The organism is Halorubrum sp. Ib24, assembly GCF_002252745.1.
GTDB lineage: Archaea > Halobacteriota > Halobacteria > Halobacteriales > Haloferacaceae > Halorubrum.
In genome coordinates this window covers 140,440-161,252 of sequence record NZ_NHOX01000045.1, presented here as the reverse complement: position 1 = coordinate 161,252, position 20,813 = coordinate 140,440, and the positions used below count along the sequence as shown (strand labels likewise).

At 69.7% G+C, this 20,813-nt stretch carries 21 protein-coding genes and 2 pseudogenes; 13 read left to right on the top strand and 10 right to left on the bottom strand.

The features are described from left to right. Positions 1–51: 51 nt before the first annotated feature. The 5 genes and pseudogenes from DJ82_RS14110 to DJ82_RS14090 all read left to right on the top strand — a co-directional run bounded on the left by DJ82_RS14110 (position 52) and on the right by DJ82_RS14090 (position 3,207). Positions 52–1,296: a translation initiation factor IF-2 subunit gamma gene (locus DJ82_RS14110; protein WP_094524108.1), complete on the top strand. Its 1,245-nt coding sequence runs from the start codon at positions 52–54 to the stop codon at positions 1,294–1,296. 1 nt (position 1,297) lies between these two features. Beyond that, positions 1,298–1,768 carry a PIN domain-containing protein gene (locus DJ82_RS14105; protein ID WP_094582117.1) on the top strand — a complete coding sequence of 157 codons (471 nt, stop codon included), beginning with the start codon at positions 1,298–1,300 and terminating at the stop codon, positions 1,766–1,768. Between the two features lie 21 nt (positions 1,769–1,789). Continuing rightward, positions 1,790–2,364, top strand: a pseudogene (locus DJ82_RS14100) (DNA-directed RNA polymerase). Beyond that, positions 2,364–2,561 (top strand): transcription elongation factor subunit Spt4, encoded by a 198-nt coding sequence (gene spt4, locus DJ82_RS14095; RefSeq protein ID WP_008001262.1) that lies wholly within the window; start codon positions 2,364–2,366, stop codon positions 2,559–2,561. Before DJ82_RS14100 ends, spt4 begins: the two are co-directional and overlap by 1 nt. A 43-nt stretch (positions 2,562–2,604) precedes the next feature. After that, positions 2,605–3,207, top strand: coding sequence for a GTP-dependent dephospho-CoA kinase family protein (locus tag DJ82_RS14090; protein WP_094524105.1), 603 nt, complete (start codon positions 2,605–2,607; stop codon positions 3,205–3,207). Positions 3,208–3,249: 42 nt separating this feature from the next. Here DJ82_RS14090 and DJ82_RS14085 read toward each other — a convergent pair whose 3' ends face one another. Next, positions 3,250–3,837: a hypothetical protein gene (locus tag DJ82_RS14085; protein ID WP_094524104.1), complete on the bottom strand. Its 588-nt coding sequence runs from the start codon at positions 3,835–3,837 to the stop codon at positions 3,250–3,252. A 207-nt stretch (positions 3,838–4,044) separates the two neighbouring features. On the opposite strand from DJ82_RS14085, the gene DJ82_RS14080 reads away from it, so the two are divergent. From DJ82_RS14080 to DJ82_RS15520, 4 genes and pseudogenes are all read left to right on the top strand, one after another. After that, positions 4,045–4,353 carry a 30S ribosomal protein S24e gene (locus DJ82_RS14080; RefSeq protein ID WP_094524103.1) on the top strand — a complete coding sequence of 103 codons (309 nt, stop codon included), beginning with the start codon at positions 4,045–4,047 and terminating at the stop codon, positions 4,351–4,353. An 11-nt stretch (positions 4,354–4,364) separates the two neighbouring features. Then, positions 4,365–6,064, top strand: a pseudogene (locus DJ82_RS14075) (bifunctional N(6)-L-threonylcarbamoyladenine synthase/serine/threonine protein kinase). An 89-nt stretch (positions 6,065–6,153) separates the two neighbouring features. Next, positions 6,154–6,453 carry a DUF5808 domain-containing protein gene (locus DJ82_RS14070; RefSeq protein WP_094524101.1) on the top strand — a complete coding sequence of 100 codons (300 nt, stop codon included), beginning with the start codon at positions 6,154–6,156 and terminating at the stop codon, positions 6,451–6,453. Positions 6,454–6,561: 108 nt separating this feature from the next. Beyond that, positions 6,562–6,696 carry a hypothetical protein gene (locus DJ82_RS15520; protein WP_254921679.1) on the top strand — a complete coding sequence of 45 codons (135 nt, stop codon included), beginning with the start codon at positions 6,562–6,564 and terminating at the stop codon, positions 6,694–6,696. Here the strand turns inward: DJ82_RS15520 and DJ82_RS14065 are convergent. The 4 genes from DJ82_RS14065 to pyrH form a co-directional block, all read right to left on the bottom strand. Further along, a complete protein-coding gene (locus DJ82_RS14065; protein WP_094582116.1) occupies positions 6,680–7,675 on the bottom strand; it encodes a sensor histidine kinase KdpD in 996 nt (331 codons plus the stop codon). The genes DJ82_RS15520 and DJ82_RS14065 overlap by 17 nt on opposite strands. Before the next feature lie 74 nt (positions 7,676–7,749). After that, complete coding sequence (locus DJ82_RS14060; RefSeq protein ID WP_094524099.1) at positions 7,750–7,986, bottom strand: hypothetical protein; 237 nt, start codon at positions 7,984–7,986, stop codon at positions 7,750–7,752. Further along, positions 7,987–9,699, bottom strand: a complete 1,713-nt coding sequence (lysS, locus tag DJ82_RS14055; protein ID WP_094582115.1) for a lysine--tRNA ligase — start codon at positions 9,697–9,699, stop codon at positions 7,987–7,989. It lies immediately after the preceding gene. Beyond that, a complete protein-coding gene (gene pyrH, locus DJ82_RS14050) occupies positions 9,696–10,421 on the bottom strand; it encodes a UMP kinase (protein WP_094524097.1) in 726 nt (241 codons plus the stop codon). The genes lysS and pyrH overlap by 4 nt, the downstream gene beginning before the upstream one ends. 1,360 nt (positions 10,422–11,781) lie before the next feature. On the opposite strand from pyrH, the gene DJ82_RS14040 reads away from it, so the two are divergent. After that, on the top strand, positions 11,782–12,042 hold the full coding sequence (locus DJ82_RS14040) for a hypothetical protein (RefSeq protein ID WP_094582114.1): 261 nt from the start codon (positions 11,782–11,784) through the stop codon (positions 12,040–12,042). A 204-nt stretch (positions 12,043–12,246) separates the two neighbouring features. Then, positions 12,247–13,398 carry a site-2 protease family protein gene (locus tag DJ82_RS14035; protein WP_094524094.1) on the top strand — a complete coding sequence of 384 codons (1,152 nt, stop codon included), beginning with the start codon at positions 12,247–12,249 and terminating at the stop codon, positions 13,396–13,398. 49 nt (positions 13,399–13,447) lie between these two features. Here the strand turns inward: DJ82_RS14035 and DJ82_RS14030 are convergent, their stop codons facing one another. The 4 genes from DJ82_RS14030 to DJ82_RS14015 form a co-directional block, all read right to left on the bottom strand. Further along, complete coding sequence (locus DJ82_RS14030; RefSeq protein WP_094524093.1) at positions 13,448–15,121, bottom strand: AarF/ABC1/UbiB kinase family protein; 1,674 nt, start codon at positions 15,119–15,121, stop codon at positions 13,448–13,450. A 3-nt stretch (positions 15,122–15,124) separates the two neighbouring features. Beyond that, positions 15,125–15,517, bottom strand: coding sequence for an Hsp20/alpha crystallin family protein (locus DJ82_RS14025; protein ID WP_094524092.1), 393 nt, complete (start codon positions 15,515–15,517; stop codon positions 15,125–15,127). A 68-nt stretch (positions 15,518–15,585) separates the two neighbouring features. Further along, complete coding sequence (locus tag DJ82_RS14020) at positions 15,586–16,338, bottom strand: DUF2391 domain-containing protein (RefSeq protein WP_094524091.1); 753 nt, start codon at positions 16,336–16,338, stop codon at positions 15,586–15,588. A gap of 278 nt (positions 16,339–16,616) precedes the next feature. Then, positions 16,617–17,420 carry an alpha/beta fold hydrolase gene (locus DJ82_RS14015; RefSeq protein ID WP_094582113.1) on the bottom strand — a complete coding sequence of 268 codons (804 nt, stop codon included), beginning with the start codon at positions 17,418–17,420 and terminating at the stop codon, positions 16,617–16,619. 198 nt (positions 17,421–17,618) lie between these two features. Here DJ82_RS14015 and DJ82_RS14010 point away from each other — a divergent pair, with 198 nt between their 5' ends. After that, on the top strand, positions 17,619–17,900 hold the full coding sequence (locus DJ82_RS14010; protein ID WP_094582112.1) for a hypothetical protein: 282 nt from the start codon (positions 17,619–17,621) through the stop codon (positions 17,898–17,900). After that, complete coding sequence (locus tag DJ82_RS14005) at positions 17,897–20,164, top strand: CDC48 family AAA ATPase (RefSeq protein ID WP_094582111.1); 2,268 nt, start codon at positions 17,897–17,899, stop codon at positions 20,162–20,164. The genes DJ82_RS14010 and DJ82_RS14005 overlap by 4 nt, the downstream gene beginning before the upstream one ends. Before the next feature lie 38 nt (positions 20,165–20,202). Here the strand turns inward: DJ82_RS14005 and DJ82_RS14000 are convergent, their stop codons facing one another. After that, entirely contained in the window at positions 20,203–20,442 is a 240-nt protein-coding gene (locus DJ82_RS14000; protein WP_094524087.1) for a hypothetical protein, read from the bottom strand. Positions 20,443–20,813 lie beyond the last annotated feature (371 nt).

Below are 20,813 nucleotides of genomic sequence, written 5' to 3'. Positions count from 1 at the left end.
ACTCGCACGGGGCGAATTTCCGGTAAGACTACTCCGTTAGGAGGTCCAACAGTGACTGAAGCCAACACACAACCGGAGGTGAACATCGGTCTCGTCGGTCACGTCGACCACGGGAAGACGACGCTCGTGCAGGCGTTGTCCGGCTCGTGGACCGACCAGCACAGCGAGGAAATGAAACGCGGTATCTCGATCCGGCTGGGGTACGCGGACGCGGCGTTCCGGCGCTGTCCCGGCGTCGACGCGCCCGAGTGTTACACCGTCGACGAGGAGTGCGAGGACGGCTCCGAGAGCGAGCCGATCCGGACGGTCTCGTTCGTCGACGCCCCGGGTCACGAGACGCTGATGGCGACGATGCTCTCGGGCGCCTCGATCATGGACGGCGCCGTGCTGGTCGTCAGCGCGACCGAAGACGTCCCGCAGGCGCAGACGGAGGAGCACCTGATGGCGCTCGACCTCATCGGGATCGAGAACGTCGTCATCGCACAGAACAAGGTCGACTTGGTCGACCGCGACCGCGCGGTCGACAACTACCGGCAGATCCAAGAGTTCGTCGAGGGCACGGTCGCGGAGGACGCGCCGATCGTCCCCGTCTCGGCCCAACAGGAGGTCAACCTGGACCTGCTCATCGACGCGATCGAGACGGAGATCCCGACCCCCGACCGCGACCCCGGCGAGAACGCCCGGATGTACGCGGCGCGATCGTTCGACATCAACCGGCCGGGCGCGACCGCGGCGGACCTCAAGGGCGGCGTCGTCGGCGGCTCGCTCGTCAGCGGCGAGCTGTCGGTCGGCGACGGGCTGGAGATCCGTCCGGGTCGCGAGGTCGAAGAGAAGGGCCAGACGGAGTGGCGGCCGCTCGAGACGACCGTGCGCTCGCTGCAGGCCGGCAGCAACGACGTGGAGTCGGCCCGGCCGGGCGGGCTGCTCGGCGTCGGCACCGGGCTCGACCCGAGCCTGACGAAGGGCGACGCGCTCGCGGGGCAGGTCGCCGGCGAGCCCGGGACGCTCCCGCCGACGCGCAACGAGTTCGAGATGCAGGTCGACCTCCTCGACCGCGTCGTCGGCAAGGAGGACGACGAGAGCGGCGAGAGCGACATCGAGGAGATCAGCACCGGTGAGCCCCTGATGCTCACGGTCGGCACCGCGACGACGGTCGGCGCGGTGACGAGCGCGCGCGACGGCGAGTGCGAGGTGAGCCTCAAGCGGCCCGTCTGCGCCGAGGAGGGCGCGCAGATCGCGATCAACCGGCGCGTCGGCGCGCGCTGGCGGCTCATCGGCGTCGGGACGCTCTCGTAGCGTGACGGACGACGCCCGGGCGGACGGTTCGGACTCGGCTCGCACGGGCGACACTCCGACCGCGGTCCTCGCGGACGACGGCCCCGACGACGCCCCGGTCGTCGCGCTCGACGCGAGCGCGCTGATGGCGCCGGTCGAAGCGAACCTGCGGCTGTTCGAGGAGCTCGACCGGCTCCTCGGCGCGTACGAGGCGGTCGTCCCGACGGCGGTCGTGTCGGAGCTGGAGCGGTTACAGGGCGGAAACGGCGAGGCGGCGACCGCGGCGAGCGTGGGCGCGGACCTCGCGGCGCGGGCCGAGACGGTGGCGACGGACGAATCGTACGCCGACGACGCGCTGGTCGAACTGGTCACCGAGGGCCGGGTCGACGGCGTCGTCACTAACGATCGACCGCTGGCGAACCGGGTGCTGGAGGCGGGCGCACCAGTAATCGGTTTAAGGGGTCGGAACGCACTGGCGATAACGGAACCCTAGCGGACGCGGACAACCAAGAACATGTACAAACGAGTTCGACTCAAGGATACGGTCGAGGTGCCGCCGAAACACCTGGCGGACGTCACCGACGAGCGGGTGAAAGCCCTGCTCCAAGACAAACTGGAAGGACGAATGGACGAGGACGTCGGCAGCGTCGTGAGCGTCATCGACGTCCACGACATCGGCGAGGGGCGGTGTTACACAACCGCCCCGGCGTCTACTACGAGGCCGAGTTCGACGCGCTGACGTACGACCCCGACATGCAGGAGGTCGCCGACGGGACGGTCGTCGAGACCGTCGAGTTCGGCGCCTTCGTCGGGATCGGGCCGGTAGACGGCCTGCTCCACGTCTCGCAGATCACCGACGAGTACCTCACGTTCGACGGGGCGAACCAGCAGCTCGCCTCCTCGGACTCCGACAAGACCCTCGGCGTGGACGACGCCGTCCGGGTCCGCGTCGTGACAAAGAGCATCGACGAGCGCAACCCTCGCGACTCGAAGATCGGGCTCACCGCGAAGCAGCCGGGGCTCGGGAAACACGAGTGGCTGGAGGGAAAGCGGCTTCACCGCGAGCAGACCGGTGAGGAGGCCGACTGATGGCCGAAGACCGCCTCGCCTGCCGTGAGTGCCACCACGTCAACGACCCCGACTCGCAGACCTGCGAGCACTGCGGGTCGTCGTCGCTGACGGAGGACTGGGCGGGCTACGTCATCATCACGAAACCCGAGGAGAGTCAGATCGCCGAGGAGATGAACGTCACGAAGGCCGGCTCGTACGCGCTGAAGGTACGGTAGCGACGCCGGAGCGGCAAAGACCGAGAGTCACGCGCCCCGACTCATGCTCACCCTTCCAGACTCCATGCGCGACGCGTTCAAAGAGCCGCTCGGCCCGGTGACGACTGACGCCGAGGAGCTGCTCGCGGGGGCGGCGGAGACGGCGGCCGAGTACGGAGACGGGGGCGCCGCGGGCTCGGGCGCCCCCGACGCCCCCATCGTCGCCGTCGGCGACGTGGTCACGTACCACCTCCGCGAGGCGGGCCGCGTCCCCGACGTCGCGCTGATCGACGGGAAGACCGAACGGGAGGCGGTTCGCGCGGAGATCGAGTCGGCGCTCGCGGCCGCCGAGGACCGCCGCGTTCGCGTCGAGAACCCCGCCGCGTCGCTGTCGGCGGCGCTGCTCTCGGCGCTACGCGACGCGCTCGATGCGGGCGAGCCGGTCATCGTCGAGGTGACGGGCGAAGAGGACCTGGCCGCGCTCCCGGCGATCCTCGCGGCGCCCGACGGCGCGAGCGTCGTCTACGGTCAGCCCGGCGAGGGAATGGTCCGGGTCGCGGTCACGCCCGAGTCCCGCGCGGAGGCGCGAGCGCTGTTCGAGGGGCTCGACGGCGACGTCGAGGCGGCCTACGAGGCGCTGGGGATCGCGCCCGACCGCGACCGGTAACCGGCCGACGACGGCCCCGTTCGGTTCTGATCGCGACCGCGCTCACGGCGGGTCGACGTAGGCACTCGACGCCAGCGCTCCGAGACCGACGACGAGCCCGGCGGCCGCGGTGAGCCGCGGCGTGGCGGGGAACGGCTCGTAGACGAGGTACGGCTCGATCCCGAGATCCGTCAGCCGCCGGACCGCGGCGGTGCCCCACAGGCCGCTCGCGAGGATCGCGCCGCCGGAGACGACGCCCAGCGTTCCGGTGACGAAGCCGAACCCGGATGCCGCGTCCTCGACCGCGATGAGCGTCCACGTCCGGTCCTCGCTCGGGTCGGGATGGCGGTCGACGTACAGGGCGACGACGGTGAGTCCGACGCTCGCGGCCGCCAGACCGACGACGCCGACGAGCACGGCCGCGACGGCCCCGAGGCGGGTCATCGTCGGGTTCCCCGCGAAGTACGTCTCCCTGACCGCCACCGGGAGCGCCGCCGTGACCGGCCCGACGAGCGCCGCCAACAGCGCGAGGAGACCGCACACCCGGAGCTTGGTCCGGACGGACAGCGGCACGATGACGTGTTTCGACCGGAGGAGGTCGTATCGGGTGCGCTCTGTCGGCTCGACGAACGGTTCCGTGTCGTCGGACATCCGACCGACGGTTGGTGCTAATCGGACTAAACCGTGTCTCCGGCGGTCGCTCCGGCCGCCTCCCCGACCGTCGGCCCGGGGCGCGTCGTCGGCGCGGTGATCGAGAGTGACGATCCCAGATCGCGGGCGTGAGGGGAGCGACTCCGCCCTCACCCCCGCTTCGAAATCCTTTTACAGCTTTCGAGGGGATATACGCTTAACTGAACCATGGACGTCGATATCATCTCCGAAGAGGAGAACCCGATGTTGCACCGCACGGACATTCGATTCGAGACGACTCACGAGGAGGCGACGCCCTCCCGGCTCTCGGTCCGCGACTCGCTCGCGGCCAAGCTTGACAAGGCCTCCGAGGAGGTCGTCGTCCACGAGCTGAACACGAAGTTCGGCATGCGCAAGACGGTCGGCTACGCGAAGGTGTACGACACCGCCGAGGACGCGCTCGACGTCGAACAGGAGCACATGCTCGAGCGCAACAAGATCGGCGACGAGGCCGACGCGGACGCCGAAGAGGCCTGACGGCGCGCCGGATGCGCGTTCTCGGTATTGAGGGGACCGCGTGGTGTGCGAGCGCCGCGCTGTACGACGCCGAGACCGACTCCGTTCTCATCGAATCGAACCCGTACGAACCGGATAGCGGCGGGATTCATCCGCGCGAGGCCGCCGAACACATGTCCGAGGCGATCCCAGAGGTCGTCGACGCGGTCCTGACGGCGGCCGAGACCGAGCACGGCCCGGATGCGATCGACGCGGTCGCCTTCTCGAAGGGACCGGGGCTTGGCCCCTGTCTCCGGACCGTCGCCACGGCCGCGCGTGCGCTTGCCGGGGTGCTCGACGTCCCCCTCGTCGGCGTCAACCACATGGTGGCGCACCTGGAGATCGGCCGCCACCAGTCCGGCTTCGAGAACCCGGTGTGTCTGAACGCCTCCGGCGCGAACGCGCACCTGCTCGGCTACCACGACGGTCGCTATCGCGTGCTCGGCGAGACGATGGACGCCGGCGTCGGCAACGCGATCGACAAGTTCACGCGCCACGTCGGCTGGGACCACCCCGGCGGGCCGAAGGTGGAGGCCGCGGCCGCGGAGGCGGCCGCCGAGCGCGAACCGGACGCCCAGCTGGTGGACCTCCCGTACGTCGTCAAGGGGATGGACTTCTCCTTCTCGGGGATCAGCTCCGCCGCCAACGACGCGTACGACGACGGGGTCCCGGTCGGGGAGATCTGCTTCTCGCTGCAGGAGCACGTGTTCGCGATGCTGACGGAGGTGTCGGAGCGGGCGCTCTCGCTGACCGGCGCCGACGAGCTCGTCCTCGGGGGCGGCGTCGCGCAGAACGACCGGCTCCGCGGGATGCTGTCGACGATGTGCGCGTCCCGCGGCGCCGACTTCCACGCGCCGGAGCCGCGGTTCCTCCGCGACAACGCGGGGATGATCGCCGTGCTGGGCGCGGAGATGGCCGCGGCGGGCGACACGGTCCCGATCGCCGACTCCGCGATCGACCCGAACTTCCGGCCGGACCAGGTGCCGGTGACGTGGCGCGACGACGACGCGTCGGTCGCCCGCGGGCGGGGAGACCGGGAGCGAGAGGACGGGGGTGGGAGAGCGACGGCGGCGCCGGGCGGCGGGGCGCGGAGGCGACCGTGGAGATCGCGGCGGCCGGAGCGGGCGAGGACGCCGCGACGGGCGAGACGCGCCGCGTGATCAAGCGTCGGGTACCGAAGCGGTACCGACACCCCCAGTTGGACCGCGCGATCAGGCGGGAGCGGACCGTCGCCGAGGCGCGCCTGACGAGCGAGGCGCGGCGGGCCGGCGTGCCGACCCCGCTGGTGTACGATGTCGACGTACCGGCGGCGACGCTGACCCTCCAGCACGTCGGCGACCGCGACCTCGCCGCCGACCTCGACGAGCGGTGCGCGACCGCCGTCGGCCGTCGCCTCGCGCGGCTCCACGGGGCGGGAATCGTGCACGGGGACCCGACGACGCGGAACGTCCGGATCGAACGCCGAGGGGAGCGCGACGCGCGGGCGACCCTCATCGACTTCGGGCTCGCGTACCACACCGGCCACGTCGAGGACCACGCGATGGACCTCCACGTGTTCGAGGGGTCCGTCCGCGCGACGGCGACGGAACCGAACCCCCTGATCGAGGCGTTCGAGGCCGGCTACGCTGAAGCCGGCGACGGGGACGTCCTCGACCGACTGCGGACGGTGGAGGGGCGCGGGCGGTACCGGTAGCCGGGTCCGCCGGCCCCCTGCGGCGGCGAGCCCTCGACCGAGGAGCCGGTCCCGCCACGATTTATATCCCCGGCGAGCGATGTGCCGGTATGGCAGACAAACCGTCCTCGGGAGAGATACTCGGAATCCCGTACAACTTCGAGCGGCCGAGCCTCGGCCGGCTGCTGTCGTCGTACTGGCAACCTGGCAAGGGGATGCTGGTGGAGAAGCCGTTCGGCATCGGCTACACGCTGAACCTCGCTAACTGGCGGTCGTGGGTCGTCCTCGCGGTCGCCGGCGGGCTCTACTACCAACAGACCCAGTCCGCCGCGGCCGGCGGCGACGGCGACGGCGGCCTCGACGGAGAGGCCGACGACGGCCCCGTCGAAGTGATCGTCGACGACGACTGAGCGCGCCGCCGTCGCGATCCCCGCGGCGACGACCGAGTCCCGCAACCAGTTCTCACGATCGATTTCGGGACGCTGTGTTTTAAATACTGGAACAACGTAAACGGAACAATGAGAGTTCAGTTCGAGTGCTCGTGCTCGGAGGAGATCTCCGAGTTCACCCGCGGAGAGACGAGCCGCGGCGTCCACGTCGAGTGCGGGAACTGCGGGGCCGTGTACGCTGTGACGATCACCGAACTCGACTGACCGGATCGTCTCGCCGGGACTCGCCGCCCCCGTCCGGTCCCCCGGTTTTTCCCGGTCCCGTCGATCGCTCCGTCCCCGTTCGGTCCGCGACCGCCGCGGACTCGAAGCGGAGTCGAACCGTCGTCCCGTCGTCGGTCGTCTCGAACCCGACGGTCCCTCCCTGCGTCTCGCACATCCACTTGACGAGCCAGAGGCCGATGCTGCTCGCGTGCGAGAGCGGCGTCTCCTGTTCCGCGCGCAACACCGCCTGCTCGTCGTCGGGGATCCCCGGGCCGTTGTCCTTGACCTCGAGAGCGGTGGTCGTTCCGTCCTTCTCGACCCGCGCGTCGACCCGACGCGTCGAGCCGTCGTTGTGCGTGACCGCGTTCTCGAACACCTCGCGGACGGGATACTCGACCGATCGATCCGCACGGATCCACGCCTCGGCGGGCGATTCGATCGTGATCGTCACGTCGGGCCCGTCGACCGCCGCCGCCGCGTCCCGGACGGTTTCGACCAGATCGATCCGCCCGTCGGGCGGGTCGGGCGACGCCTCCTCGATGACGCGCAGCTTCTCGCTTATCTCGACGACGTCGTCGGTCGTCGTCCGAATCGTCTCCAGACAGTCCCGGCTCCGCTCGTCCTCGACGCGGTCCGCGAGCAGGTCCGCGTAGCCGCGGATGACGTTGAGGTCGTTGCGGATGTTGTGGCGGAACACTCGACTCAAGACTTGGAGCTGTTGGTTCGAGGTCTCCAGCTCCCGCCGGGCCGCCTCGGCGCGGCGGCGGTGGTAGGTCAACGCGCCGTAGAGGAACAGCGAGGAGACGCCGACGACCGCCCATCCGCTCACGAGACGGCCGGGCGTCCACGCGGCCGCGTCTCCGGCGGCGACGGCGACCGCCACGTCGACCACGAGGACGAGCAGCGCTCCCGCACAGAGAAACCCGACGGCGAGCGCGCGCGGCGATCGGTCGTAGATCCGGCCGGGGAAAAATTCCATATCGGTGTTCATAAACCTCAGACGAACTCAGTCGTAAGTAACGACAGAGCGGCCCGTCTTAAATCTGATCGCGGTCACCACTCCTTACAGGCGGTACAGACGAGGGCGCCGTCGTCGAGCCAGCGCCGCGCGACCGACTCCCCGCATCGGTCGCAGGCGCCGCCGTCGGTCGTCCACGTCGCGGTCGACGTCGCCGGGTCGGCGTCGATCGACTCCGCGGCGTCGGCGTCGGCCTCCCGCTCGGTACCGCCGTCGGACGGCTCTCCGTCCGCGTCGCCGGCGAACTCGTCGAGCGAGCGGTCCTCGGGCATCTACGCCTCCCGACGGAGCCGGGCCACGACGTAGTCGCGCTCCAGTTCGCCGAGGAACTCGCCGAGCCGGGGCCCCTGCGTGTCGTCGAAGAAGAGCCGGTAGCCGGCCGCGAAGAAGTCGCCGACCTCGACGTCGTGCGCGCGCGCCGTCTCGTACATCTCCGCCTGGATCGCGTCGCCGTCGTGGCCCGCGGCGACGAAGTCGGCGAGGTCGTCGAGCGCGGCGGCCACGTCGTCGTCGAACGCGGCGTCCGGCAGGTCGGTCTGGAGCCGGTAGTCGTACTCGTTTCCGGTACGCTCGGCCCAGTTGCGGGCCTGCTCGACGCGGGCGAGCGCGGCCTCGACGGTCTCCTCGGACGCGTCCTCCGGGATGTGGCCCTCGTCGCGGGCGAGCCGCTCGCGGAAGTCGGGGTCGTCGACCATCCCGAGGACGGCCGCGAACGTGTACGGGAGCCGGACGGGTCGCTCCGTCGGCGGATCGTCGGCGCGGCCGACGACGAAGGGGTAGGCGCGCTCGGCGAAGGCGGTCAGGTCCTCGTCGTCCACCTCGCCGAAGTACGCCCGCTCGAAGCGGTCGAAGCGGTCGACGAGCTGGTCGAGCCGTTCGACGTCGAGGTCGCGGGCCTTCTTCGGGTGGAGCGCGAAGAAGTAGCGGAGCACCTCGGGCTCGATCAGGTCGAGCAGCTCCGGAACGGTGACGACGTTACCCGCCGACGAGGAGAGCGGCTCCCCGTTGAGCGTGAACCACTCGTACACCATCGGGACGGGCGGCTCGACCCCGAGGACGTTCCGGGCGACGTCGACGCCCGAAGGCCACGACCCCTCCGCGTGGTCCTTACCGACCGGCTCGAAGTCGACGCCGAGCACCTCCCACTGACCGGGCCACTCGAGGCGCCACGGGAGCTTCCCCTCCCGGAACGTCGCGGTCCCCTCGTGGCCGCAGCCCTCGATGACCTCGTCGCCGACTTCCATGTCGGTGCAGACGTAGTCGACGGTCTCCGCGTCGAGGTCGACGTCGACGACGGTCTCGGTCACCTTCCCGCACTCCGCGCAGATCGGATTGAACGGGACGTACTCGCCGTCGACCTTGTCTTGGTACTGAGAGAGGACCTCGCGGACGCCGTCAAGATCGGAGAGGACCGTCCGGGTGACGTCGTCGAAGTCGCCGTCGGCGTACAGCTCCGTGTTCGAGACCATCTCGACGGGGACCCCCAGCCGGTCGGCGTCGGCCTTCAGGAGGGCGGCGAAGTGGGCCGCGTACGACTCTCGCTCGCCGAACGGGTCCGGGATCGCGGTGTACGGCTTCCCGAGGTTGCGGCCGAGCGCGCCCGCGTCCACCTCGCCGAGGCCGACGATCTCGCCGTCGGCGTTCGCCAGCTTCCGCGGGAGCTTGCGGAGCGGGTCCTTGTCGTCGGAGGTGAACACCTGCCGGACCTCGCGGCCGCGCTCGCGGAGCACGGCGGCGACGAAGTACCCCCGCATGATCTCGTTGAAGTTGCCGAGGTGCGCGACGCCGGACGGGGAGACGCCGCCCTTGATCACGATCGGGTCGTCGGGATCGCGCGCCTCGATCTCGTCGGCGACGACGTCGGCCCAGAAGGCGCGGAAGTCGCCGTCCCCCTCAGCCCCGTCGGCCTCCTCGCCCGTCCCCGTCGCACCGGCGGCGTCCCGCGCCTGCTCGGAGAGGATGTGAGGGGAGTCGTCGGCGCTCATGCGTCGCCGCCCCCCGTCCAGTAGGTCGGCTCGTCGCTGGCGGTCGGGACCACGTCGGTACCGGTGTGGTCGCCCCGGAGCGCGGCGTCGACGACCGCGCCCGGGTCCGTCCCGTCGAGGACGATCGAGCGGATCCCCGCCCGGTCTATCAGCTTGGCCGCGAGCAGGTCCACGGGGGCGGAGGCGCCGGCGTCCCGACTCATCGGGAGCACGACGTCGACGAGCTCCGCCGGCGACATCGATCCGAACTGCGTCGCGTCCGGGTCGGCGTTGGGGTCGGCGTCGTACACGCCGTTCGCGCTCGTCGCGTACACGAGGAGGTCGGCGTCGACGGACTCGGCGAACGCCGCGGCGACCGCGTCGGTCGTCTGCCCGGGGGTGACGCCGCCCATCACCGACACCTCGCCGCGACGGAGCGCTGCGGCGGCCTCGTCGTACCCCGTCGCCGGCGAGAGGTTCGCGCGGCCGTCGAGCGCGGCGATCAGCAGGCGGGCGTTGAGCCGGGTGGTGCCGATGCCGAGCTGGTCGAGTTCGACCTCGTTGGCGCCGAGGTCCCGCGCCGTCTCGATGTACTCTCGCGCGACTCCGCCGCCGCCGACGACGATGCCCACCTCGCAGCCGTCGGCGGCAATCCGCTCGATCGTCTCGGCGTACGCGGCCACCCGATCGGGGTCGAGATCGGGCGCGAGCACGCTCCCGCCGATAGAAACGACGACTCTCATTACCGTCGCATACCCCTGTCTCGCTCTTAAGGATTATCAAGGCCGGACGCCGCCGGTTTCCGAGGCGGTCGCCGCGTCGACGGGCGCGGGCGCTCGGCGCATCGGCGGGAAACGCCTAAGCCGCTCGCACCCCGCCTTCGTGTATGCACCCGATAGCGATCGTGGGGCCCGGCGCGGCGGACCTTGCCGGGGCGCTCACCGACCGACTCGACGGCCGGACCGGGCGTTGTGAGTCATGCGGACGGCGCCGACGGCGGACGGGCGAGCGGAGGGCACCGCGGGGCGTTCGCGTCGAGCGCGCGGACGACCGGCGCCGACACGAGGTATCGCCCTGAGCACGGCGAGTGGACGGCGCGGGCGAGTCGACGGGTCGCGCGTTCCTCGACGGGCTCGCGCCCGATCACGAGGTACCTCGTCGCGGTCTGCGACTCAGACTGCGGCGTGCGACGGTCCTGCTTCGGACGGACGCGGAACGGAAGACGTGCCGGGACGGTCATCCCGCCGCCGACGCGCCGGCGGCGTCGACCTCGACCGCCTCTCGCGGGCCGACGCCGCGGGCGTGGATCCACGCGCGAGACGCTCGTGCGGCGGGTCGAGCTCCGCCGACGCGGACGGTCGGGAGCGATCGCGGACGTTCACCGGCCGCGTCCTGGGCGCGGGACGCGGCCCGGGGACGGACCGCACCAGCCCACTTGGCTTCGAGAAGTACGAGGGGGTCGCCCGCGGAGCATGGACGCGATCGCGGCCGACTAGACCGAGCGCGACGGCGTGTTCGACGTCCGAATGCACCATCGGACCGGCGTTATCGAGGGCGGGCGGGACAGTCGTCTTTGTCGTCGTTCTAGCGGGGCACCGTCGGGGGAGGCGTTCCGCACCGTCGAGGACGGGATCGACGGCTGAAAGCGAGGTACCGATCTTCAAAAGAAGGAGACGACCGATGGCGGAGATTCTGGGTTCACCGGCGTGACTATCGGCTCTCGCCGCGCGAGTGGCCGGTCCTCGACCGGGCATTGACTGTTCCTCGGCCGCACAACTGACCGAATATCGGCCCCGCGTCTGGCCGGCGGACCGGCCGCGCGGACCGCGAGCGCGGGGTCGGTCGGGATATTTACCGGCAATATACGCTGGTTAAGCCGAGAATTACCGATCCATCGCCGCGGCATAACCATCGATAAGTGAACTGCGTATTACGGCTTCAAAACGGGTTATGAAATATCTAAGCCGTTCAGAGGCTTTTGTGAACGGTCTGTCAGACACGTTTTAGCCGATGTCCCCCGTCTAAAACGCCGCAAAAGCCGCTGAACACCGTCCAACGGTCGCACCTTTATAACATCCTCCGGGAGCAATCGGAGGGTGTACCATGAGCGCGACTGCAAATCCCTCCGCGAACGCGAACCCAACCGACGACCTCAGCAAGGAAGAGCGGCTGAAGCGGTACCTGCTCGACCGCGCCGAGGACGGCGAGATGTACTTCAAGGGGAAGTTCATCTCCGACGACGTCGACCTCTCGACGAAGGAGATCGGCGCCCTGATGGTGAAGCTCCGCGACTCCGCCACCGAGCTCACCGTCGAGAAGTGGTCGTACACTGGCGCGACGACCTGGCGCATCGAGCCCGCCTGACGAGGACCGTCGAGCCCGCCCGGCGGCGGCAAACCACGCGCTCACGCGCGTCCCCGCTTTCTCCCCCAACGCGGCCCCCGCTCTCCGGGGGTCGACCGTTTCCGAACCGCTCCGACGACGCGTAGCGTCGGTCGGCGGCGCCGCGGTTCGAGGCGCGCCGCTGGCGACGCGGGGTTTATACTCGCCGACCAGTTACGACCGACGATGCCAGAACACGAGGACGGGGAGGCGTCGGCCGCGGCCGACGTCCCGCGTCCGGAGCCGCTGCGGACGTTCTTCAGGGTGGACGAGATCCGTCGAGACGACGGGCGCGTCCGGTACGTCGGGGAGTCGTACGTCCCGGAACGCACCCTGCTGCGGAAGCTGGTCCCGCCGTTCCGAGACGCCGGCTACGAGGTCGACCTCGAGGCCGACGGCGACGGTCACGTCGTCGTCGCGACGCCCTTCGACCGCGGGCGCGACGGGGTGCCGTGGCTCAACGTCGTCCTGTTCGCGGCGACGGTGTGTTCCACCCTGTTCGTCGGCGCGTACGGCTGGTACTACGTCGGCTGGGAGGAGATCGCCGCGAACCCCCTGACGATACTGCAAGCGTGGCCGTTCACCGCGGCCGTGCTCGGCGTGCTGATGACGCACGAGCTCGGGCATTACGCCGCCGGTCGATACCACGGAGTCAGCGTCTCGCTGCCGTACGTCATCCCCTTCTTCTTCCCCTTCGGGACGCTCGGAGCGGTGATCCGGATGCGCGGGCGGATGCCCTCCCGGAAGGTGCTGTTCGACATCGGCGCGGCCGGACCGATCGCGGGACTCGTCGCCACCGTCGTCGTCACCGTCATCGGTCTCTCGCTCGACCCGATCCGCGTCCCGGCGGAGCTCGCGAACGCCTCCGGAACGATGATCCGCTTCAACAACCCGCCGCTGCTGGAGATCATCGCCGACCTCATCGGCCAGCCGACGGGGTACGAGGACCCGGCGCTCACGGCGCACCCGGTGGTGATCGGCGGTTGGGTCGGGATGTTCTTCACCCTCCTGAACCTCCTGCCCGTCGGTCAGCTCGACGGGGGCCACATGGTCCGCGCGATGGTCGGCCCGCGGCAGGAGACGATCGCGGCGCTCGTCCCCGGCGCCCTCTTCTCGATCGCCGCGTACCTCTACTTCTGGCGCGGCCTCGGAATCGACGAGTCGGTCGGCCTGTGGGGGTTCTGGGGCCTGTTCGCGCTCGTCATCGCGTTCAACGGCCCGGCGAACCCGGCCGAGGACGAGCGGATCGGCTGGCCGCGGCTCGCCGTCGGTCTCGCGACGTTCGCGCTCGGGGCGCTCTGCTTCCTGCTCGTCCCGATTCAGGTCGTCTCCGGCTGACCGGCGGACGGGCTCGGCGCGTCGACGGGAGGGCGCGACGGTCCCCGGCTCAGTCGTCGCGGCGCTGCTTCATCCCCTGCCTGGTGAACTGCGGCGTGGCCCGGAGGCCGCGCTTCTTCCGGAACGAGCGGTAGAGCGCGATCGCCAGCGGGACGGCGAGCAGGAGGACGACGCCGGCGAGCCGCCACGCGTCGGCGAACGAGTAGAGGATCGTCGCGGAGAGGACGCCGACCGCGAGCAGCACCGAGTAGGCGATCCGCATCGCGAGCTTGTCGAGGACGTTCGAGTCGTCGTCGATCGTGACGTCGACGTGGAGGTCGCCCCGGTTCGCCCGTTCGAGGAAGTCGTCGGCCTTCGGCGGGACGGTGAACAGCGCCTCGGTGGTGCGCTGGACCTGTCGCCCGGCGCCCTCGGCGAGGTCGCGGGCGGTCTGCTCGTAGTACCCCTCGTCCCTGAGGTACTCCGTCGCCGTGGAGATGAAGTCGAACTCGGGGTCGAGCGTGACGCAGACCCCCTCGACGACGGTCGCGACGCGCAACACGAGCGCGAGGTCCGGCGGGAGCCGGAGGGGGAACTCGTAAATGGTCGACTCCACCTGTTCGATGATCTGGTTCACCTGGTACTGCTCGATGTCCTCGCCGCTGGCGTCGGCGATGGCCAGTTCCATCACGTTCCCCATCACCTCGCGGTCGGCCTCCGGCGAGAGGGTGCCCATCGCGATGAGCGTGTCGAGGATGCCGTCGATGTCCTGCCGGGCGACCGCGACGTAGAACTCGACGATCTTCTCCTGGATGAACGGGTCCACGCGCCCGGCCATTCCGAAGTCGTAGAATATCACGGTGCCGTCGTCGTCGACGGCGAGGTTCCCGGGATGGGGGTCCGCGTGGAACACGCCGTCGTCGATGATCATCTGGAGGTACACCTCCTGGAGCGTCTCGGCGATGGCGTTGCGGTCGAATCCCGCGGCGTCGAGCTCGTCGAGCCGGTTGATCTTCACCCCCGGGACGTACTCCATCGTGAGCACTCGCGGCCCGGAGACCTCCTCGTAGGCGGTGGGGATCCGGATCCGGTCGTTGTCGTCGAAGTTGGCGCGGATCTCCTCGAGCATCTCGCGTTCGCGCTTGTAATCCATCTCCTCGCGGATCGTCTTCGCGAACTCGTCGGCGAGGTTCTCCAGCGAGAACGCCCGCCCGCTACCGGTGAACCGCTTGACGAGCGGGATCGACCAGCGGATCGTCCGGAGGTCGGCCTCGACCAGCGACTCGATCCCCGGCCGGCGGACCTTCACGGCGACGTCGTTGCCCTCGTAGCGGGCGGTGTACACCTGTCCGAGGCTCGCGCCGCTTATCGGGTCGCGGTCGAAGTCGTCGAACGTCTCGTCGACGGGGCCGAACTCCTCTTCGAGGACGACCCTCGACTCCTCCCACGGGGCCGGCGGCACGTCGTCTTGGAGCCCTTCCAGCACCTCGATGTACGCCGGCGGGAGGATGTCGGGCCGGGTCGAGAGGATCTGGCCGAGCTTGATGAACGTCGGACCGAGGGTGAGCAGGATGTCGAGGAGGACGGCGGCGCGCTCGCGCTGGGTCTCCGCGTCGACGTCGCGGCTCCCGCCGAACAGGAGGAACCGCTTCCGGTCCCGCCAGTAGGCGACGATCAGCGGCGAGAACCGCCGGACGACCACGAAGAACCGCCAGTAGGCGCGAAGGTTGACCAGCGTGACCACCCGTCAGGCGTCGGCCTCGTCGTCGGAGTCGGCGTCCCCGTCGGCGTCGTCGACCGGGATGGTACGGGAGGTGTCTCCGGTCCGCTTCGGGATCGTGACCTCGAGCACCCCGCGGTCCATCTCGGCGTCCGCGCCGGTCCCGTCGGCGTCCCCCGGGAGCGGGAGCTCCGCGTCGAGGAACAGGGGACGGTCCTCGCGGACGTAGCGGAACCCCTCGGGGACCCCCTTCTCGCGGCGCCCCTCGATGACGATCCGACCGTCCTCGGAGAGGACTTCGGTCGTCTCGGAGGTCGCGCCGGGGAGGTCGACGACGAGGACGTACCCGTCGTCTGATTCGAGCAGGTCCGCAAACACCGCGTCCGGGAGGTCCCGGAGCGCTTCACGTAACGCTGACATGTATACGGGTACGGTCGCCGCGGCGAAAAAGGTGTGGAAACGGGGACCGAGACGGAGGGGTCGGCGGCTCAGTCGTCGCGGCTGAACTCCAGATCGAGCCCGGTCAGGTCGAGGTGCTCGATATCCGTCCCCTGCGATTCACCCGGCAGGATGTCGCCGAGGCTCGCGCCGAACGCGGCCCCGGCCCAGACGAACGCCACGCGGGAGACCCGTTCGAGGGCGCCCGGGTCGCCCTCGTGGAGCCGGCCCCAAAGGACCATCATGAGGACCGAGGTGAACAGCGAGACGAGCAGGATCCCGGCGTAGCGCCGCGGGACGATCCCGAGGATCGGGTGGCTGATCTCGATCTGCCGGAAGTCGGCGAAGTACAGCAGCCCGGCGGTCATGACCAGCACGAACCCCACGTGGACGAGCAGGAAGACGGGAACGCCGCCCGGCGTGGCCGCGGCGAACCACGCCGCGATCTCGAAGACGCCGCCCTCGACGAGCAGGGGGAGCGCGAAGAGGACCGAGCCCACGAACGCCTCGGCCAAGTCCCGCGAGGTGTACTTCGTGATCCGGGTCCGAAACGCCGAGCTTCCGGGCATCCGCTCGACGAGCGAGATGGTCTGACGGACTTTCTCCCGCTCGTGGCCCTCGTCGACGGTGTCGCTCAACGCGTCGAGCTTCGCGAGCAGGTCGTTGATGTCGGGGTTCTCGGGACCGCGCGGGCCGTTCGAGAGGCGGCGCTCGTCCGCGTCACCCGTCGGCCCCGCCGATCGCTCCGGGTCGGGAGGCGAGCTCGATCCGACGGACCGTCGTCCCGAGTCGTCGCCGTCCATTGCCGATCGGTCGACGCCGGCGTCGCAAAAGCGTACCGACGGGCGGCGCGGCGGTGGAGACGGCGAATCGTTTATTAATACTGGAATGGTAACACGTGGCACGAGGTGAGTGCCGACGACATCGAGGACCGGACCACGCAGCCATCGACCGTCGACGGTACCGCGCGGCGACGACTGTCCGATCCACTCGTTTCGAAACGGGGCGTCCCCCCTTTCGACGTGAACCCCTCGCCCCGTCGGTTCCCACCCTGACCGCCGCTGCTCGCGGGAGCCGCACCTCAGCGAGTCCCGCCGTCGCTTGACTCGTCCGCCGAGCGACGCCCGAGGAACGACGAGAGCGCCGCGTTGAACGCGGCGGGGCGTTCCAGCATCGCGAGGTGTGCGGCCCCCTCGATCGCCGCGCGCTCGCAGTCGTCGATCCGGTCCGCGAGGTAGTCGTGGTACGCCGGCGGCGTGAGCGCGTCGTGTTCGCCGACGACCGCGAGCGACGGCGACGCGATCTCGTCGAGACGGTCGCGGACGTCGAACGCGTGGCAGGTCCGGAAGTCGCGCTCGGTGACCGCCCGACCGCACTCCCGCATGCCGGCGCGGGAGAGCTCGACGTACTCGGCCGGCGCGTCGTGGAAGAGGCGGTCGGGCTCGTGGAGCAGGTCGATCGCCCGGTCGAACTCCGTCTCGAGCGCGTCCAACAGCGGCTCGGCGACCGCGAGCTTCGCGCCCGTGCCCGCGAGGACGAGCCCGTCGAGCGGGAGGTCGCGCTCCAGCGCGATCCACAGAGCCACGGCGCCGCCGAGGGAGTTGCCGCAGAGGACGGTCGCCCCGGTCGCCTCCGCGACTGCGACGACGTCGTCCGCGTAGGCGTCGAGCGTCTCGGCCCCGGCCGGTTCGTCGACGTCGTCGCTGTCGCCGTGCCCCGAGAGGTCGAGCGCGACGGTCGGGAACCGGTCGCTCAGGCGCGCCTGCGCCTTCCAGACGTCTTTGCTCCCGCCGCTCCCGTGGACGGAGCAGACCGTCGGCCCGTCGCCGCCGCGGTCGGAGACGCGATACGCGGTGTCGCGCCCGTCGTGGGTGACTCGCTGCATGCCCCTGTCTCCCGCGCGCTCGGTCATAAGACGCCCGGCGGACGGCGCCGGCGAGCGAGAGGATCCGAGGAGGGAACGACCGTCGACGCCCCCCGAAACGACCCCGAACCGCAACACTACCGATACGTTCGTGAGATCTCACGTCATGCGATTTTTAGCGACGGGTTTATATATTCTCGCGCCTAACTTGTAGTTAGCATGAATCACCAACAGACCCGATCGACCGGCGACGGTCCGCTGCTCCGCCGGTTCGAGTACGAGGACGGGTGGATCGTCGCCGCCGATCTGGGCGCCGACGCCGCGAACGTGAGCGTCGACACGGTCGGCGAGACGGCGATCGTCGTCGTCGACGGCGACGGCGAACCGGTCGAGTCGGAGTTCGAACTGCCGGGACCGGCCGCGTCGACCGCGGTCACGAACGGCGTGATCACGGTCGAGGGCGAAACGGTCGAGGACGACACCGTGGAGGGCGAGCGATGAAACTCACTGTCAGACCGCTCAAACAGAAGGACGCCGGCCGCCGCCTCGCGGCGATCGACCGCGTCGCGGCCGAAGAGCTGGGGCTCTCCGGCGGCGACATCGTCCGCGTCGAGGGCCCGGACGGGGCCGCGATCGCCCGCGTCTGGCCCGGCTACCCCGAGGACGACGGAAGCGGCGTCGTGCGTATCGACGGACGGCTCCGTCAGGAGGCCTACGTCGGCATCGACGACCGCGTGACGGTCGAGTCGGTCGACGTCTCCCGGGCGGAGTCGGTCACGATCGCCTTCCCGAGCCAGCTTCGCGTGCGCGGGCAGATCGCCCCGTTCATCCGCGACAAGCTCTCCGGACAGCCGGTGACCGAAGGGCAGACGATCCGCACGTCGATGGGCTTCGGCCTGATGGGCGGCCAGTCGCAGGCGGTGCCGATGAAGGTCGCCTCGACGACGCCGTCGGGGACCGTCGTCATCACCGACGACACCGAGATCGAGATCTCGGAGGTCCCCGCCGAGGAGCTCGCCGAGCGCGGCGGGAGCGGCGACGGGGCCAGCGAAGGCCCGGACGTCACCTACGAGGACATCGGCGGGCTCGACGGCGAGCTCGAACAGGTCCGCGAGATGATCGAGCTGCCGATGCGGCACCCGGAGCTGTTCAAGCGGCTCGGCATCGACCCGCCGAAGGGCGTGCTCCTGCACGGCCCGCCGGGCACGGGGAAGACGCTGATCGCGAAGGCCGTCGCCAACGAGATCGACGCCAGCTTCCACAACATCTCCGGCCCGGAGATCATGTCGAAGTACTACGGCGAGAGCGAGGAGCAGCTCCGTGAGATCTTCGAGGAGGCCTCGGAGGAGGCGCCCTCGATCATCTTCATGGACGAGCTCGACTCGATCGCGCCCAAGCGCGAGGAGGCCGGCGGCGACGTCGAACGGCGCGTCGTGGCCCAGCTGCTCTCGCTGATGGACGGGCTCGAAGAGCGCGGCGAGGTCGTCGTCATCGGCGCGACGAACCGCGTCGACGCCATCGACCCCGCGCTCCGCCGCGGCGGTCGCTTCGACCGCGAGATCGAGGTCGGCGTCCCCGACCGCGACGGCCGCAAGGAGATCCTGCAGGTCCACACGCGGAACATGCCGCTGGTCGAGGGAATCGACCTCGACGAGTACGCGGAGAACACCCACGGCTTCGTCGGGGCCGACCTCGAGTCGCTCGCGAAGGAGTCCGCGATGCACGCGCTGCGCCGGATCCGGCCCGAGCTCGACTTAGAGAGCGACGAGATCGACGCCGACGTGCTGAACTCCATCCAGGTCACCGAGAGCGACTTCAAGGAGGCGATGAAGGGCATCGAGCCCTCCGCGCTCCGCGAGGTGTTCGTCGAGGTCCCGGACGTCTCCTGGGACCGGGTCGGCGGTCTGGAGGGGACCAAAGAGCGGCTCCGCGAGACGATCCAGTGGCCGCTGGAGTACCCCGAGGTGTTCGAGGAGCTCGACATGCAGGCCGCCAAGGGCGTCCTGATGTACGGCCCGCCGGGCACGGGGAAGACCCTGCTCGCGAAGGCCGTCGCCAACGAGGCGGAGTCGAACTTCATCTCGATCAAGGGGCCCGAACTGCTGAACAAGTACGTGGGCGAGTCCGAGAAGGGCGTCCGCGAGGTGTTCAGCAAGGCCCGCGAGAACGCGCCGACCATCGTGTTCTTCGACGAGATCGACTCGATCGCGACCGAGCGCGGCAAGAACTCCGGCGACTCCGGCGTCGGCGAACGCGTCGTCTCGCAGCTGCTGACGGAGCTCGACGGGCTCGAGTCGCTGGAGGACGTGGTCGTCATCGCGACGACGAACCGCCCGGACCTCATCGACTCGGCGCTGCTCCGGCCCGGCCGCCTGGACCGCCACGTGCACGTGCCCGTGCCGGACGAGGAGGCCCGCCGGAAGATCCTGGAGGTCCACACCCGGAACAAGCCGCTGGCCGACGACGTCGACCTCGACGCGCTGGCACGGAAGACCGAGGGGTACGTCGGCGCCGACCTCGAAGCGGTCGCCCGCGAGGCCTCGATGAACGCCTCTCGGGAGTTCATCGGCAGCGTCACGCGCGAGGAAGTCGGGGAGTCCGTCGGCAACGTCCGCGTGACGATGGCGCACTTCGAGGACGCCCTCGGCGAGGTGAACCCGAGCGTCACCCCCGAGACGCGGGAGCGCTACGAGGAGATCGAAAAGCAGTTCCAGCGGTCGGACGTCGACCGCACCGACGCCGAGCCCGGCACCGCGTTCCAGTAGTCGGAGCGTCGGTCGGCTCGGTCGGGAGCAGTTTTTCTTTAAATAATCCCCGCCGTCGACAGCAGGAAGAACACGGCGACGAGGACGATGCCGATCGTGACTAGGCGCCACGCGAGCTTCAGCACGAACTTACCGACGACGATAACGATCGCGACGGCGACGAGCGCGACGAGCAGCTGTCCCGCTTGGCTGGCGAGGAGTCCGGCCTGAAGCGGGAGCGACGATGCCAACGCGGCGAGCGAAGCGGTCATGTCCGGCCCCACGAGCACGTCGGGCATAAGCTTGTGGGGAGGAGCCGCGGTCCGTCGGTTATTGAAATCTGATAGGTGAGCCGGCAAATACTGCGCCGATGAGGCCGGAGTCTCACGCTCCCGGCCGACGGGACCGCGGTAACACGGAGCATAACGCCGGAAAATCGGTGCGATTAACCCCCCTTTTGTTCCGATGCGGAGACCGTTACTTCGGTCGATTTCGCGCCTTGAGTATCAGTTTCACTCTGGTCTGGCTACGCTTATGTGTCCGGAACACGTTCAGATGTAACGTAATCGAATCCGGCGTCAGACACGCGGACCGGGAATTACATACCGAATCGAACAGGTAGTCACCTATCCGGGCCGGGAGCGGAACACAAAAGGGCCTGCTGCGACAG